Source organism: Luteibacter flocculans, from assembly GCF_023612255.1.
Classification (GTDB): domain Bacteria; phylum Pseudomonadota; class Gammaproteobacteria; order Xanthomonadales; family Rhodanobacteraceae; genus Luteibacter; species Luteibacter flocculans.
In genome coordinates, this window is the sequence record NZ_CP063231.1 from 1,821,729 (window position 1) to 1,835,392 (window position 13,664).

The 13,664-nt window shown below is 65.0% G+C and carries 18 protein-coding genes; 13 read left to right on the forward strand and 5 right to left on the reverse strand.

The window, feature by feature from the left end; translation table 11 throughout:
- Nucleotides 1–66: 66 nt before the first annotated feature.
- Complete coding sequence (locus IM816_RS07700) at nucleotides 67–846, reverse strand: TatD family hydrolase (RefSeq protein WP_250340428.1); 780 nt, start codon at nucleotides 844–846, stop codon at nucleotides 67–69.
- 141 nt (nucleotides 847–987) lie between these two features.
- Between IM816_RS07700 and IM816_RS07705 the strand changes: the two genes are divergently transcribed.
- Both IM816_RS07705 and IM816_RS18740 read left to right on the forward strand, forming a co-directional pair.
- Nucleotides 988–1,578 carry a glycine zipper 2TM domain-containing protein gene (locus tag IM816_RS07705; protein WP_250340429.1) on the forward strand — a complete coding sequence of 197 codons (591 nt, stop codon included), beginning with the start codon at nucleotides 988–990 and terminating at the stop codon, nucleotides 1,576–1,578.
- A 27-nt stretch (nucleotides 1,579–1,605) separates the two neighbouring features.
- Nucleotides 1,606–2,073, forward strand: a complete 468-nt coding sequence (locus tag IM816_RS18740) for an outer membrane lipoprotein (RefSeq protein ID WP_305884078.1) — start codon at nucleotides 1,606–1,608, stop codon at nucleotides 2,071–2,073.
- A 174-nt stretch (nucleotides 2,074–2,247) separates the two neighbouring features.
- Here IM816_RS18740 and IM816_RS07715 read toward each other — a convergent pair whose 3' ends face one another.
- Nucleotides 2,248–2,682 carry a cell wall hydrolase gene (locus IM816_RS07715; RefSeq protein ID WP_072320742.1) on the reverse strand — a complete coding sequence of 145 codons (435 nt, stop codon included), beginning with the start codon at nucleotides 2,680–2,682 and terminating at the stop codon, nucleotides 2,248–2,250.
- Nucleotides 2,683–3,177: 495 nt separating this feature from the next.
- Nucleotides 3,178–3,879: a CAF17-like 4Fe-4S cluster assembly/insertion protein YgfZ gene (gene ygfZ, locus IM816_RS07720; RefSeq protein ID WP_250340430.1), complete on the reverse strand. Its 702-nt coding sequence runs from the start codon at nucleotides 3,877–3,879 to the stop codon at nucleotides 3,178–3,180.
- Between the two features lie 208 nt (nucleotides 3,880–4,087).
- Between ygfZ and IM816_RS07725 the strand changes: the two genes are divergently transcribed.
- The 9 genes from IM816_RS07725 (at nucleotide 4,088) to lolD (ending at nucleotide 10,551) form a co-directional block, all read left to right on the forward strand.
- Entirely contained in the window at nucleotides 4,088–4,255 is a 168-nt protein-coding gene (locus IM816_RS07725; protein ID WP_072320744.1) for a DUF1674 domain-containing protein, read from the forward strand.
- A gap of 59 nt (nucleotides 4,256–4,314) precedes the next feature.
- The gene (gene sdhC / locus IM816_RS07730; protein ID WP_072320745.1) at nucleotides 4,315–4,707 is read left to right on the forward strand and encodes a succinate dehydrogenase, cytochrome b556 subunit; all 393 of its coding nucleotides are present in this window, start codon (nucleotides 4,315–4,317) and stop codon (nucleotides 4,705–4,707) included.
- Nucleotides 4,704–5,090 (forward strand): succinate dehydrogenase, hydrophobic membrane anchor protein, encoded by a 387-nt coding sequence (gene sdhD / locus IM816_RS07735; RefSeq protein ID WP_250340431.1) that lies wholly within the window; start codon nucleotides 4,704–4,706, stop codon nucleotides 5,088–5,090. The genes sdhC and sdhD overlap by 4 nt, the downstream gene beginning before the upstream one ends.
- A gap of 3 nt (nucleotides 5,091–5,093) precedes the next feature.
- Nucleotides 5,094–6,878, forward strand: a complete 1,785-nt coding sequence (sdhA, locus tag IM816_RS07740; protein WP_250340432.1) for a succinate dehydrogenase flavoprotein subunit — start codon at nucleotides 5,094–5,096, stop codon at nucleotides 6,876–6,878.
- A gap of 21 nt (nucleotides 6,879–6,899) precedes the next feature.
- Nucleotides 6,900–7,685, forward strand: a complete 786-nt coding sequence (locus tag IM816_RS07745) for a succinate dehydrogenase iron-sulfur subunit (RefSeq protein ID WP_072320748.1) — start codon at nucleotides 6,900–6,902, stop codon at nucleotides 7,683–7,685.
- Nucleotides 7,686–7,803: 118 nt separating this feature from the next.
- On the forward strand, nucleotides 7,804–8,052 hold the full coding sequence (locus IM816_RS07750) for an FAD assembly factor SdhE (protein ID WP_072320749.1): 249 nt from the start codon (nucleotides 7,804–7,806) through the stop codon (nucleotides 8,050–8,052).
- Nucleotides 8,024–8,491, forward strand: a complete 468-nt coding sequence (locus IM816_RS07755) for a hypothetical protein (protein WP_250340433.1) — start codon at nucleotides 8,024–8,026, stop codon at nucleotides 8,489–8,491. The genes IM816_RS07750 and IM816_RS07755 overlap by 29 nt, the downstream gene beginning before the upstream one ends.
- Before the next feature lie 133 nt (nucleotides 8,492–8,624).
- Entirely contained in the window at nucleotides 8,625–9,866 is a 1,242-nt protein-coding gene (locus IM816_RS07760; RefSeq protein ID WP_072320751.1) for a lipoprotein-releasing ABC transporter permease subunit, read from the forward strand.
- Nucleotides 9,859–10,551, forward strand: a complete 693-nt coding sequence (lolD, locus tag IM816_RS07765; RefSeq protein ID WP_250340434.1) for a lipoprotein-releasing ABC transporter ATP-binding protein LolD — start codon at nucleotides 9,859–9,861, stop codon at nucleotides 10,549–10,551. Before IM816_RS07760 ends, lolD begins: the two co-directional genes overlap by 8 nt.
- 89 nt (nucleotides 10,552–10,640) lie before the next feature.
- Here the strand turns inward: lolD and IM816_RS07770 are convergent, their stop codons facing one another.
- Entirely contained in the window at nucleotides 10,641–11,387 is a 747-nt protein-coding gene (locus IM816_RS07770; RefSeq protein ID WP_250340435.1) for an anti-sigma factor family protein, read from the reverse strand.
- Nucleotides 11,384–11,896 (reverse strand): sigma-70 family RNA polymerase sigma factor, encoded by a 513-nt coding sequence (locus IM816_RS07775; protein ID WP_250340436.1) that lies wholly within the window; start codon nucleotides 11,894–11,896, stop codon nucleotides 11,384–11,386. Before IM816_RS07775 ends, IM816_RS07770 begins: the two co-directional genes overlap by 4 nt.
- Nucleotides 11,897–12,027: 131 nt before the next feature.
- Between IM816_RS07775 and IM816_RS07780 the strand changes: the two genes are divergently transcribed.
- Entirely contained in the window at nucleotides 12,028–13,107 is a 1,080-nt protein-coding gene (locus IM816_RS07780) for a catalase family peroxidase (RefSeq protein WP_250340437.1), read from the forward strand.
- Nucleotides 13,104–13,646: a cytochrome b gene (locus tag IM816_RS07785; RefSeq protein WP_250340438.1), complete on the forward strand. Its 543-nt coding sequence runs from the start codon at nucleotides 13,104–13,106 to the stop codon at nucleotides 13,644–13,646. Before IM816_RS07780 ends, IM816_RS07785 begins: the two co-directional genes overlap by 4 nt.
- Nucleotides 13,647–13,664: the final 18 nt, after the last annotated feature.

Sequence of the window (13,664 nt, forward strand, 5' to 3'; positions counted from 1 at the left end):
TGGCTAATAGTTCGCTGGTGAACTATTAGGCTAGCAAGGGTTCCCTGACGCGTGCAACCGGTTTACCTAGGCGGTGGGGTGGCCGAGACCGAAGAGGGCGACGGCATTCGCTGTCGTTGCGGCCGCCACGTCGCCGATGGACATGCCGCGCAGCGAGGCCACGGTGTCCAGCACATCGCGCATGAACGCGGGTTCGTTGCGTTGGCCGCGGTGCTGTGCACAGGGTTGGTCCGGGGCGTCCGTTTCCAGCAGCAGCCACTCCAATGGCATGGTCGATATCACGCGATGGATGCGATGTGCGCGGTCATAGGTCACCGGGCCGCCAATGCCGATATGGAAACCCAGATCGAACAATTGCCGGGCCTGTTCCTCGCTGCCGGAGAAACTGTGGACTACGCCGCGCAGGCCACCGACGCGGCGCAGCGTATGGATGGTTTCCTCGAAGGCGCGCCGCGCATGCACGATCACGGGGAGCTGGTGATCGCGGGCGATATGCAACTGGCGCACGAAGAGTTCTCGCTGGCGCTCGGGGTCGAGATCGGGAACGTAGAAATCCAGGCCGATCTCGCCCACGGCGACCGCGCCATGATCCTGGAGCCAGTCCGGTAGCTCGTCGAGGTGCGTATCCGCATGCTGTGCCAGGAAGAGCGGATGCAGGCCGTACGCGGGATGGACCCCAGCACGGGTCTTGCTCAGGCGTTCGACCTTGGACCAGTTGTCCCGCGCGATGGCCGGCACGATCCAGCGCCTGATCCCCGCCTCGGTCGCGCGGGAAAACATCGCCTCCCGGTCGTCGTCAAAGGCGCGATCGTCCAAGTGCGCGTGGCTGTCTACAAGGTCCAACATGTCGGTGTGATGCCCGGATGAATGTAAGCGACAGTCTAAGGCGTGGTTCAGTTTAACGACTGTCAAATGTGCTCGCGGCGACTACCGGGTGATGGGGCCCTGGCGCCATCGGGTCGCTGAATTACATCTGGAGATTAGGGTATGAGCAGGTTGAAGATTACTGTCCTGAACGCTGGTTTGGGCATGGCGCTGGTGCTTGGCCTTTCCGCCTGCAACCGTGATGCGAACGCCGACGCGAGCGCCAATGGCCCCGGAGCGGCCGCCCAGGCCTCGGAACCCGCGGGTCCGATCTATGCGCGCGTCGTGAGCGTGGAGCCGGTCCGCGAGGCCGCCAGCGCGCCGCGCCAGGAATGCCATGACGAAGTCGTCACGCGCCGGGCGCCGGTCAAGGACGAGCACCAGATCGCGGGTACCGCCATCGGCGCGGTGGCCGGCGGTCTGCTCGGTAACCAGATCGGCGGTGGCAAGGGTCGTACGCTAGCCACGGTGGCGGGTGCAGTCGGTGGCGGTTACGCCGGCCACGAGATCCAGGAGCGGCGCCAGGAAACGAATACCGTGAGCAGCACCGTGCGTAAGTGCACCACCGTGCAGGGTGGCGGTGGCGACAAGATCGTCGCCTACGACGTGCGCTACGAATACAAGGGTGTGACCCGTTCGATCCGCATGGACCACGACCCGGGTGACCGCGTCGAGGTGCAGGAAGGCGTATCGGTCGTATCCGACGCTCGTTGATCCCCACCATTGGAGAGGGCGCAAGCCATGCATAGCATCGTCCGTAAATCGGGGCTCGTCGCCGCCGCCGTCGCCACGCTGTCGTTGACCGCGTGCTACGAACAGCCGCGCCGCGTGTATCGCGAGGATCGCGTCGTCTATTCCGGCGCACCACGTGGGTGTGAGCAGTGCGGCGTCGTCGACGACGTCGAGCAGATCTACACGGAAAGGGATTCCTCGCCCCTCGGCGCCGTGATCGGTGCGGTAGCAGGCGGCGTGCTCGGCAATACGATCGGCAAGGGCGACGGTCGCTCGGCGGCCACCGTTGGCGGTGCCGTGGTGGGTGGCCTCGTCGGCAACCAGGTGGGCAAGCGCAACGGTTCCGAAGACGTAGCGTTCCGCGTCCGCATCCGTCTCGATGACGGGCGCTGGGCGACCGTTACCCAGCGCGACGACCCGCAGCTTCGTCGCGGCGACTATGTCGAGGTGCGCGGAGATCACGTCTACCGCCGTTGATCGTTTAGACGTCTGGACGTCCAAAACAAAACCCGCCGTGAGGCGGGTTTTGTTTTTAGGTGCCCGGTCATGCGGGAATTTCAGGCAAAAAAAGACCCTCGTCTGAGGGCCCCTTTTCCCGGAGATCCCAAGCTGCCCGCTCGGATCTCTTTTCCCCGCAAGTTGTAGCGCGCATCAGTTGACGGCGTAGAACGCGTGGTCGCCAATCTTGCGAACGACGCGGCTGCTGGACCAGCTCGGCGCGACGGCAACAGTGGCGAAATGATCTGCCTGCGGCACGTAAACCAGGCGTTCGCTCTTCGGCAGGCTCCAGTTGTTGATGGAGTCGCCGGCGATCTTCCACGCCTTCGTCCATGCAACTAGATCGTTGACCTCAAAATCCTTCGGGGTAGTGGTGATCGCAAACTGTCGCGGCGCCTTGACGACTTCGCAGACGTTGTTGCCGCCCATGCCGCGATCGCGACGTCGGAGGGCAACCTCCGCCACGGCGTACTGGCCTATGGTGGGTTCGCTACGTGCTTCGAGGTAAACCGTCGTCGCCAGGCACGTCTGGTCGGCGAGGTGGCTCGGGAGGACGGACGCCATCCAGAGCAAAGCGGAAAGTTTCATGTGTATCTGCCTCCAACGAGCTTTTCCGTCACTTGCGGCCTTGGAAGAGCCATGGGGGACGTATGAGCGGTAGACGGGCGGGCAGGCCGTTACTACCTGGACCAACCGACGACATCCGATAGACAAAAGGACACGGATGAAGCGGGCGTCACACACTGTGACTTACTGAGCGACTGTCCGGAGTCGCCCGGTATCGGGTATACCGAAGAAGAGCGGCATCGTTGCGGCTCCATCGGTTTGCGACGCGCAGGTTCGGGGATGCGCGTTACGTTGATCTCCGGCGGGGGCCGGGTCGCGCCAGAACCGTCATCGTCGACGGATCGTCGCGGGTGTAACCATGCAGACACAGCACGGCCACCAAATTCGATCGGCGGAGCCTAGTGGCGCGTCACGAAATTCGCAAGTGCGCGGGCCTCTTGGTTCAGCTTTGACTCACACACATGCGAGAACATTTTCTTGCGGCAAATGCACAATCGTTTCGCTGCGAACGCACAATCACTCGGCGAATGTCGAAAGAACATGAAGCCGCTTTCCGTGTGAATCAAGAGTCTCCGCCTGAACGAAAGCATCGTCGAGTACGACAAGCGTTGTAGGCGTATCAGGCGATGGTTCGTGCATCAATATGATGCCGATATCTCTGCCGTCGATGCGTATGGTTTCACCTTCTCTCCACGCATCGTCGCTGCGCGCGATACGAAGGTGACGCTTGTGCCCACCGAGAAAATGCAGGCGCGCGGCAATCTCTTGTCCGGGGAAACATCCTTTCGCAAAGGCCACAGCGCCGAGTCGTTCCATCGACAGTGCGGGCGGAAGCAAGGCATTCAGCGCAGCGTCGGGCAACCACGGAAAGCCTCTCGCGATGTGTCGCGCGATCCATGCATCGTCGCCCGCATGAGCGCCGATGCGAAGCGACGCATCACCTTCGCCCAACGTCAGCACACCGTGCGCTTCGCTGGCTTCGCCGTCGGTTACACCATCGCCGTCGGCAACATGAAGCGTGTCGGATACGCTCACTTCGACTTTCGCGCGGAACACGAAGCGCTTGAGGTCGGCGGCTATGGCTTCGGCATCGCCGCCGCGTGGCACGAGCACGAGCCTGTCATCAGCCAGGCGGGCGACTTGCAGGAACACGCGTACCCGACCCTTGGGATCGAGCCAGGCGCTCCACTGCCAGTGCCCGGTCGCGAGGGCGAGCACGTCGCTGCTGAGCTGGGCGTGGGTAAAGGCGATGGCGTCGGCGCCGGAAAGGGTGATGGTGCGAGTGGTTTTGCTCGGCATGTGGGGAGCGCAGGGCGGGGCGGAAGCGTAAGATATACGGCCGGGCCAAGGCCAAACCAAGGCTGGCGGCTTTCGTCAAGGTTGTGCTGCCGTGGCACAGGTATTACGCTTTTAGGGCTTTATAACCATGTCCGACAATCCCTCCGAACCCCAGGACACGAACGATTCCGCTCCGGCGAAACCGCTCGTCCCGCCAATCGTCCCCACGAATGGCGAGCCAGGGGTCGAGAAAGCGCCATTGGACCCCACGCGTTACGGCGATTGGGAAAAGAACGGACGCTGCATCGACTTCTGAACACCGGAAGGCGAGGGGAGACTGTCGGGCACCAGCGATTCCAATCCAGGATAGCCGCCATGGCACAAACGGGACGACCGCTCTCTCCGCATATCCAGGTCTACAAGTGGCAAGTGCAGATGGTGACCTCCATCCTGCACCGTGCCACCGGCATCATTCTCGCCGTCGGTAGCCTTCTTCTCGTCTGGGGTCTCGCCGCCCTCGCCGCCGGTCCGGAGGCCTTCGCGACCTTCACCGATTGTGCCGGCAGTCCCTTGGGCATGATCGTCCTGGTGGGCTGGACCCTCGCCTTCTTCTATCACCTCGCCAACGGCATTCGCCACCTGGTGCAGGACACGGGCAAGGGCTACGCGATCCAATCCTTCGTGCGTTCGAGCTGGGCATCGATCATCGTCGCGATCGTGCTCACCGTCGCCGTCTGGGCCTACGTGCTCGCTGGAGGTCACGCATGAGCAAGGATCTGCGCAATCCGCTGGCCCGCGCACGCGGCCTGGGTTCGGCGAAGGAAGGCGTCAGCCACTGGATGCTTCAGCGCATCACGGCGCTCGCCCTCGTGTTCCTTACCGTCTGGTTTGTCGCCACGATCCTGCGGCTGACCCACGCGGACTACGCCACGGCGCGCGCCACGCTCGCGCAGCCCTGGAACGCCGTGCTGCTCATCGCGCTCATCGTCACGATGTTCCGCCATGCCGTGCTCGGCATGCAGGTGGTGATCGAAGACTACGTCCACACCCGCTGGCTCGAAGTGGCCTCGCTGGTGCTCATCAAGTTCATCGCCGTACTCGCCGCGCTTGCGGGCGTACTGGCCGTGCTGCGCATCGCGCTCGGAAGCTGATCGATGGAAGCCTACAAGGTTCAACAACACAAGTACGACGTGATCGTGGTCGGTGCGGGCGGTGCGGGTCTCCGCGCCACCTTCGGCCTTGCCGAGAAGGGCCTCAAGGCCGCGTGCATCACCAAGGTCTTCCCGACCCGCTCGCACACGGTGGCGGCGCAGGGCGGCATTTCCGCCGCGCTCGGCAACATGGGCGAAGACGATTGGCGTTTCCACTTCTACGACACGATCAAGGGCTCCGACTGGCTCGGTGACCAAGACGCGATCGAGTACATGTGCCGCGAGGCCATTCCCGCGATCATCGAGCTGGAACACTACGGCGTGCCGTTCTCGCGTACCGAGGAAGGCAAGATCTATCAGCGTCCGTTCGGTGGCATGACCACGCACTACGGTCAGGGCACCGCGCAGCGTACCTGCGCTGCGGCCGACCGTACGGGCCATGCGATCCTGCACACGCTCTACCAGCAGGCGCTTGCGCACGACGCCACCTTCTTCATCGAATACTTCGCCATCGACCTCGTGTTCGAGGACGGCGTCTGCGTGGGTGTGCTCGCGCTGGACATGAACGAAGGCACGTTGCATCTGTTCCGCGGCCACGCCGTGGTGATGGCGACCGGCGGCTACGGCCGCGCCTACTTCAGCGCCACTTCCGCGCACACCTGCACGGGCGACGGCGGCGGCATGGTCCTGCGCGCCGGCCTGCCGTTGCAGGATATGGAATTCGTGCAGTTCCATCCGACCGGCATCTACGGCGCCGGCTGCCTCATCACCGAGGGCGTCCGCGGCGAGGGTGGTTACCTCACCAACTCCGATGGCGAGCGCTTCATGGAGCGCTACGCGCCGAATGCGAAGGATCTCGCGTCGCGTGACGTGGTCAGCCGCGCCATGACCATCGAGATCCGCGAAGGCCGCGGCGTGGGCCCCAACAAGGACCACATCCACCTGAACCTGATGCACCTCGGTCCCGAGGTCATCCACGAGCGCCTGCCGGGTATCGCCGAGTCCGCGCGCATCTTCGCGGGTGTCGACGTCACCAAGGAGCCGATCCCGGTCCTGCCGACGGTCCACTACAACATGGGCGGCATCCCGACCAACTACCACGGCGAAGTCGTCACCAAGCGCGACGACAACCCGGACTCGGTCGTCCCGGGCCTGTTCGCCATCGGTGAGGCAGCGTGCGTGTCGGTCCACGGCGCGAACCGCCTCGGCTCCAACTCGTTGCTCGACCTGGTGGTGTTCGGTCGTGCCGTCGCGCACCGCTGTGCCGAGCTGATCAAGCCGGGCACGCCGCACCGCGATCTGCCTGCCAATGCGCTGGACAAGGCCCTCGGCCGTTTCGACGCGCTGCGTTACGCCGATGGCGGCACGCCGACCGCGCAGATCCGCGCCGACATGCAGAAGACCATGCAGTCGGACGCCGCCGTGTTCCGCACGGGCGAGACGCTGAAGGAAGGCTCGCAGAAGATCTCCGAGGTCTTCACCAAGTTCCAGGACGTGAAGGTGAGCGATCGCTCGCTGGTCTGGAACTCCGACCTCATCGAGACCCTTGAACTCTCGAACCTGCTCGCGCAGGCCGTGGCGACCATGCATTCTGCCGAGCAGCGCCCGGAGAGCCGCGGTGCCCACGCTCGCGAGGACTTCCCGGACCGCGACGACCACGACTGGCAGAAGCACACGCTGGTCTGGGTCGACGAGGCAGGAAAATCCCGTTTCGACTTCCGCCCGGTGCACATGTACACCTTGACGAACGACGTCGAAGTGGTGCCGCCGAAGAAGCGCGTTTACTGATACCGGACCGGAGAGGCAATCGTGGCAGAGTTCACGCTACCCAAGAATTCCAAGATCCAGGCCGGCAAGCATTTCCCGGCGAAGGGCGCGAAGAATGTGCGCACCTTCAAGGTCTACCGCTGGACGCCGGATGACGGCCAGAACCCGCGTACCGACACCTACGAGGTCGACCTCGATACGTGCGGGCCGATGGTTCTCGACGCCCTGCTGAAGATCAAGAACGAAATCGACTCGACGCTTTCGCTGCGTCGTTCCTGTCGCGAAGGCATCTGCGGTTCGTGCGCGATGAACATCGACGGCACGAACACGCTGGCATGTACGAAGGCCATCGAGGACTGCGGCAGTGGCACGGTCAACATCTATCCGTTGCCGCACATGCCGGTGGTCAAGGATCTCGTGCCCGACCTCACGCACTTCTACGCGCAGTTCGCGTCGATCAAGCCGTGGATGCGCACGCAGAGCCCGGCGCCGGCCGACAAGGAGCGCCTGCAGTCGCCGGAAGACCGCAAGAAGCTCGACGGTCTCTACGAGTGCATCCTCTGCGCCTGCTGTTCTACGTCCTGCCCGAGCTACTGGTGGAACGGCGACCGCTACCTCGGTCCGGCCATCCTCCTGCAGGCCTATCGCTGGATCGTGGACAGCCGCGACGAGGACACGGGCAATCGCCTCGACGACCTCGAAGACCCGTTCAAGCTGTATCGCTGCCACACGATCATGAACTGCGCGCGCACCTGCCCGAAGGGTCTCAACCCGGCGAAGGCGATCGCGGAGATCAAGAAGCTGATCGTGCAGCGCCGCTCGGCCTGACGGTCCACAGCATCGCGTTGTAGGAGCCGCCATGGCGGCGAGAGCATTCATGCGACGGTTTCGCACGAATCCCTCGCCGCCATGGCGGCTCCTACAATGACCATTGAGCCTTCCTACGATGGATGAAGCCCGCCTCAAGCGCCTGCGCTGGCGTACCCGCCGGGGAACGCGTGAGCTCGATCGCCTGTTCGGTGGCTGGCTGGATGAGCGCTTCGCCGACGCCGATGAAGCGACACGACTGGCTTTCGATGAACTGCTCGACGTGCAGGATCCCGATCTTTGGGATTGGGTAATGGGCCATGCCCGCGCCCCGCGCGACGACTGGCAGGCCATCATCGATGACATCCGCGCACGCCATCAGCTTTGACGTTCGTCCCTCGCCAACACTGATCCTGCTGGCGGTGGTCGTGGTGGTCCTCGCGACCGCCGCACCGCTGTTCGCCGGCTTGCCCTGGTCCTCTCGTCTTGGCCTTGCGCTCGTCATAGCGGGCGTCGGTGCGTGGCGTCTCCGGGCGTTTCATCGTCCGGCCGTGGTGGCCTTGAGCTGGTCCGCCGCCGACGTATGGCATGTGACGCTCGCCGATGGCTCCGGTACGACGGCGGAGTTGCGCGATTCGCGGATCGTTGCGGGTGCCGTGTTCCTTCACCTGCGTTGGCTAGGCGGTGCAGTTCACGTGGCGCTATTGGCGGACAACGCGCCCGCAGACGAGCTTAGGCGCCTCCGGGCGCGCCTGCATACGGCCCGCAGCGTAGGCACGCCAGCCACGAAAGCGGCCGACTCGCGGGCGAGGCGCGAAGGCGCGTAGTCTGTCCGGTGGCTGAGCCTCGTAACTCGCAGCGGCCCGGTCGGCTTGCCCCCGCTGTCCGCATCGGGCACTCTGCCGCGCGGCGCATGCCTTTCGTGGCGGGCCCCCTCATCAAAGGCTGTTGTCGACAGGTATGTTCAGACCCCTAGAGCTCTTCATCGGACTGCGCTACACGCGCGCGAAGCGCCGCAATCAGTTCATTTCCTTCATTTCAACCGTCTCGATCATCTGCATCGGGATCAGCGTCACCGCACTCATCACGGTGATGTCGGTGATGAACGGCTTCGACAGCGAGCTGCGCAATCGCATTCTCGGGGCGGTGTCGCACGTCACGGTGTCCGGCATCGACGAAACCGTGCAGAACTGGCAGGCGGCCGTGAAGACGGCGGAGGCGACCAAGCACGTGCGTGGCGCCGCGCCGTACGTGGAGATCCAGGCGTTTCTGCAGGCCCGGCGACCCAGCGGTGCGCTGATCCGCGGCATCGTGCCTTCGATGGAGCCGAACGTGTCGGACATCGATCAGCACATGGTCGAGGGCAAGATGAGCGATCTGACCGACCGTAGCTGGAAGATCGTGCTCGGTCGCGAGCTTGCCGTGACGCTGGGCGTGCAGGTCGGCGACAAGGTGACCGTGGTCGTGCCGCAGTTCACCGCCACGCCGATGGGCGCCGTGCCCAAGCTGCGCAGCTTCACCGTCAGCGGCATCTTCGAGCTTGGCATGCAGGAATACGACGCCAACCTCGCGCTCATTTCCATGCAGGACGCCGAGCGCCTGAATGGTTTCGACGGTCCTACCGGCATTCGCTTGAAGCTGGACGACATGCGTGAAGCGTGGCCGGTGGCGCAGGATCTGGCGAACAAGCTCGGTCAGACCTATCGCATCGAAACCTGGATGGATACCCACGCCAACTTCTTCCGTGCGATCGACATGGAGAAGAAGGTGATGTTCATCATCCTTTCGCTGATCATCCTCGTGGCAGTCATCAACCTTATTTCCATGCTGATGATGCTGGTGACCGACAAGCAGGCCGACATCGCGATCTTGCGCACCCTGGGTTCCACGCCGCGCAGCATCATGGGCATGTTCATGGTGCAGGGCGTGCTCGTGGGTATCGTCGGTATCGGTTTCGGCGTGCTTCTCGGCGCGCTGCTGTCGCTCAACCTGCCGGCGATCGTGAAGTGGATCGAGCACGTCACCGGCCAGACGTTCCTGTCGCCGGACGTCTACTACATCAGCGAATTGCCGAGCCAGTTGCTCTGGTCCGACGTGGGCTGGGTGGTGCTGGTGACCTTTGCCTTCTCCCTGCTGGCCACGCTTTATCCGGCCTGGCGCGCCTCGCGCACGCAGCCTGCTCAGGCGCTCCGCTATGAATAAGCCCAATGACGACATCGTCCTGCGCGCCACTGGCGTCGCCAAGGTCTACGAAGAGGGCGACCTGCGTACCGGGGTTCTCTCCAACGTGAACTTTGCGCTGCGTCGTGGCGAGACACTCGCCATCGTCGGCGCCTCCGGCTCCGGCAAGTCCACGCTGCTGCACATCATCGGCGGCCTCGACACGCTCAGCGGTGGCAAGGTCGAAGTGAACGGCCGCGTGCTGTCCGAGCTTTCGGATGCCGAGCGTGGCCGCGAGCGCAACCGGTCGCTCGGTTTCATCTACCAGTTCCACCATCTGCTTCCCGAGTTCACCGCGCTGGAGAACGTCTGCATGCCGCTGCTCATTCGCGGCGTGTCCATCGCGCAGGCGCAGAAGGACGCGACGGCGTTGCTCGAACGCGTCGGCCTTGGCGCTCGCCTGCGGCATCGGCCTGCGGAGATGTCCGGCGGCGAACGCCAGCGTTGTGCCGTGGCACGCGCACTGGTCACGCGCCCCGCGTGCGTGCTCGGCGACGAGCCCACGGGCAATCTCGACGAAGCCAACGCGGCGCATGTCTACGAGTTGATGCTCGAGTTGAATCGCGAGATCGGCACCAGCTTCGTGCTCGTGACGCATGACTCGCGACTCGCGGCACGCATGGATCGCACGCTGGAACTGCACGCAGGCGAGCTGCGCGAGCGCTGAGCCGCCGCAGCCGCCTGGCTGTTGCCTTTGTCTAAGGACCTCTCTGCCGAGCCTGCTAAGCAGGCCTGGCTGCGGCGGCACAGTGCGTGTCAGATCGCCTTGCCGACCACGCGCTCGGCCGCACTGCGGCCCGCGCGATCGGCCATCGCCACCACGGCGTAATTGTGGCCGCCCGACGACCAATAATTGGCCAGCAGCCCACCTTCCTCCCGTTCGCCGGGCGAGAGCATGTGGCGCGCCGGGCCGGGCGGTCGCACGTAGAAACTCACCGTGTGGCCGTTGCCGTCGTCGTAGAGCACCATGGCCGCCGGACCCTGGTCCGTGGCGAACAGTCGGCCGCCCATGGGACGGAAGCCGGCGTCGGCGAGGTCGGGGAGACGAACATCGGAACCCACGCGCCCGGTGAGCCAGGCGCGCAGGTCGCTCTCGTTGCCGGTGGTGATGTCCAGCCCGACGCCATGATCCAGTGCGAGCAGGCGATAGGCCTGCATGGCGTCGGCCATGGGCGCGCGCCCGCTGCCCATGCCGCGCGCGGCCCAACCGCCGATGCCGCCCAGGGTCAGGCACAGAAACAGGCTCGCCGCCATGGCCCAGCGCGTCCTGCGGCGCTGGCGCGCCCTGGCGCGCACCAGGGCCGGGTCGAGCGCCGGGGCAGGGGCAAGGTCGCCCGCGAGCAGGGCACGCAACTGCTGCGCATCCTGGCGCCAGCCCTGGACTTCGTCGGCTTGCTCGGGATGCCGTGCGAGGTATCGCTCCACCTCGCTGCGGTGCGGCCCGTCGAGGTGGCCGTCGACGTAGGCGTGAATGTCGTGTTCGCTCGGGGGCGTGGTGGTCATTTCAGCAATCGCAGGGAAGGAGCGCGCGTTTCGCCTTCGCCCAACTGGCGCAGGGCGCGGCGTGCGCGGGACAGGCGGGACATGACCGTCCCGATGGGTACCTGGAGGATGTCCGCCACCTCCTGGTAACTGAGCCCCTCGACGGAGACCCAGAGCAGCAGGCTGCGTTGTTCCACCGGCAGCGCGGCGAACGCGGATAAGGTGGCATTCGCCTCGGTCACGCGCTCGGCGGAAGGCCAGGTCGCCTCCTCGTCGTGAAGCGAACCGAGCAAGGCGGCATAACGCGTCGCGCGTCGTTTGCCGTCGAGGAACAAGCGGTACAAGATCGCGAAGAGCCAACTGCGCAAGCTTTCCTCGTCGCGGCGGGTATGCCACCGCGACAGGGCGCGCTCGACGGCGGACTGGACCAGGTCGTCGGCCGCGTGGACATCACGGGCGAGCCAAAGCGCGAAGCGCCGCAGGCGGGGCAGCATCGTGCGCAGGGCTTCGTCGATTCGCGGGTCGGGCATGCCGGGCCTCGTGCCAGGGCGTTCTTCGGACATATGACGCCCGGATCGACGAATTATTCCCCTCGAGGGAATAAAAGTCCCTGACGCACGTCCCACCCTGGAACGCCACCCGAACGAGGACGTAGACACCGATGACCGGACCTTCCGCACATCCCCCCACCCGCACCGTCTGGCGCTGGGCCTTGATAGGCCTGATCGTCGCCGCGGTTGCCGCTGCCTTTGCCTACGTGGGAGGCTGGCTCGCCCCGAAGCGGGTGACCCCGGCGCGGGTCATCGACGCCATGCAGGCCAACGCCGGGGTTTACCCCGGATTCCGGCGCAACCACGCCAAGGGCATCTGTGTCACGGGCCGCTTCGAATCGAGCGGGGCCCTCGCCGACGCGACCACCGCCGACCTGTTCGCGACCGGTCGCAGCACGCCGGTGGTCGGCCGGCTGGCGATTCCCGGTGGCAATCCCTACGCTCCCGACAACTCCATTCCGATTCGCAGCTTCGCTCTGCGTTTCGATCTCGCCGACGGCGAGCAATGGCGTACCGGCATGAACGCGATGCCGGTCTTTCCCGTGTCGACGCCGCTGGCCTTCTTCGAGCAGCAGCTCGCGACGCATCCCGATCCCGCCACCGGCAAGCCCGATCCTGCCAAGGTCAAGACGTTCTTCGCCGGTCACCCGGAAACGGCGGCGTTTCTTGCCTGGTTCAAGTCGGCGAAGCCGTCGGCCAGCTACGTTACCGAGACGTATCGAAGCATCAATGCGTTCTACCTGCGCGACGCGGCGGGTCAGCGGCATGCGGTGCGCTGGCAGGTCGTGCCGGAGCAGCCGCCGGCCGGTGACGGCGGCACGGCGGCCGGCGATCCCGACCTGCTCGCCGCCGATCTCGCAAAGCGTCTCGGCGAAGGTCCGTTGCGCTGGCACCTGCAGATGATCTTCGCCGCGCCTGACGATCCCGTGGACGACGCCACGAAGGCATGGCCGTCGGATCGCCGGACCGTCGACGCCGGCACGATCGTGATCGATCGCATGGAGGCGCAAGCCGAAGGCCCCTGCCGTGACGTGAACTACGACCCCACCATCCTGCCGCGCGGCATGGAAGTCTCGAACGATCCGCTGCTGGCCGCGCGTTCCGCGGCCTATGCCATCTCCTACCTGCGCCGCACCAGCGAGGAAGGTCACTTGCCAGGCACCCAGCGTGCGAAGGAGCCGCAGCGATGAGCCGCGAAGACACGTTCCACCCGTTCGCCCGCGTGCTGCACTGGCTGATGGCGATCGCCATTCTCGCTATGCTCTTCATCGGCGCGGGCATGGTCAGCACGCTGTCGACGAAACACACGTGGTTGCTGGCGATCCACAAGCCGCTTGGGATTACCATCTTCGTGCTCGCGCTGATTCGCCTCGGTTTCCGCCTGACCCATCCGGCGCCGCCGCTGCCTGCCGATCTTCCCGTATGGCAGAAACTGGCCGCGCATGGGTCGCACGTGATGTTGTACGCGCTGATGATCGCCATGCCGTTGATCGGCTGGGGCATGTTGTCCGCAGGCGATTACCCGGTGACGCTGGGCGCAGGCATTCGCCTGCCGCAGATTCTGCCGGCGAATCCCGCGTTGTTCGCGTGGCTTCGCGAAGCGCATCGCTACCTGGCGTGGCTGTTCTTTCTCACCTTCCTCGCGCACATGGGCGCCGCGCTGATGCACGGCCTGATCCGCAGGGATGGCGTGCTGCGTTCGATGACCGGAGGCAGGCAGCTCGATTGACACGGGCCGCTTGCGACA

Bases quoted from the DNA above. Each gene is read 5' to 3' on its own strand.
- IM816_RS07700 (WP_250340428.1), bottom strand. From the start codon at position 846: ATGTTGGACCTTGTAGACAGCCACGCGCACTTGGACGATCGCGCCTTT.
- IM816_RS07705 (WP_250340429.1), top strand. From the start codon at position 988: ATGAGCAGGTTGAAGATTACTGTCCTGAACGCTGGTTTGGGCATGGCG.
- IM816_RS18740 (WP_305884078.1), top strand. From the start codon at position 1,606: ATGCATAGCATCGTCCGTAAATCGGGGCTCGTCGCCGCCGCCGTCGCC.
- IM816_RS07715 (WP_072320742.1), bottom strand. From the start codon at position 2,682: ATGAAACTTTCCGCTTTGCTCTGGATGGCGTCCGTCCTCCCGAGCCAC.
- IM816_RS07725 (WP_072320744.1), top strand. From the start codon at position 4,088: ATGTCCGACAATCCCTCCGAACCCCAGGACACGAACGATTCCGCTCCG.
- sdhC (WP_072320745.1), top strand. From the start codon at position 4,315: ATGGCACAAACGGGACGACCGCTCTCTCCGCATATCCAGGTCTACAAG.
- sdhD (WP_250340431.1), top strand. From the start codon at position 4,704: ATGAGCAAGGATCTGCGCAATCCGCTGGCCCGCGCACGCGGCCTGGGT.
- sdhA (WP_250340432.1), top strand. From the start codon at position 5,094: ATGGAAGCCTACAAGGTTCAACAACACAAGTACGACGTGATCGTGGTC.
- IM816_RS07750 (WP_072320749.1), top strand. From the start codon at position 7,804: ATGGATGAAGCCCGCCTCAAGCGCCTGCGCTGGCGTACCCGCCGGGGA.
- IM816_RS07755 (WP_250340433.1), top strand. From the start codon at position 8,024: ATGACATCCGCGCACGCCATCAGCTTTGACGTTCGTCCCTCGCCAACA.
- IM816_RS07760 (WP_072320751.1), top strand. From the start codon at position 8,625: ATGTTCAGACCCCTAGAGCTCTTCATCGGACTGCGCTACACGCGCGCG.
- lolD (WP_250340434.1), top strand. From the start codon at position 9,859: ATGAATAAGCCCAATGACGACATCGTCCTGCGCGCCACTGGCGTCGCC.
- IM816_RS07770 (WP_250340435.1), bottom strand. From the start codon at position 11,387: ATGACCACCACGCCCCCGAGCGAACACGACATTCACGCCTACGTCGAC.
- IM816_RS07775 (WP_250340436.1), bottom strand. From the start codon at position 11,896: ATGCCCGACCCGCGAATCGACGAAGCCCTGCGCACGATGCTGCCCCGC.
- IM816_RS07780 (WP_250340437.1), top strand. From the start codon at position 12,028: ATGACCGGACCTTCCGCACATCCCCCCACCCGCACCGTCTGGCGCTGG.
- IM816_RS07785 (WP_250340438.1), top strand. From the start codon at position 13,104: ATGAGCCGCGAAGACACGTTCCACCCGTTCGCCCGCGTGCTGCACTGG.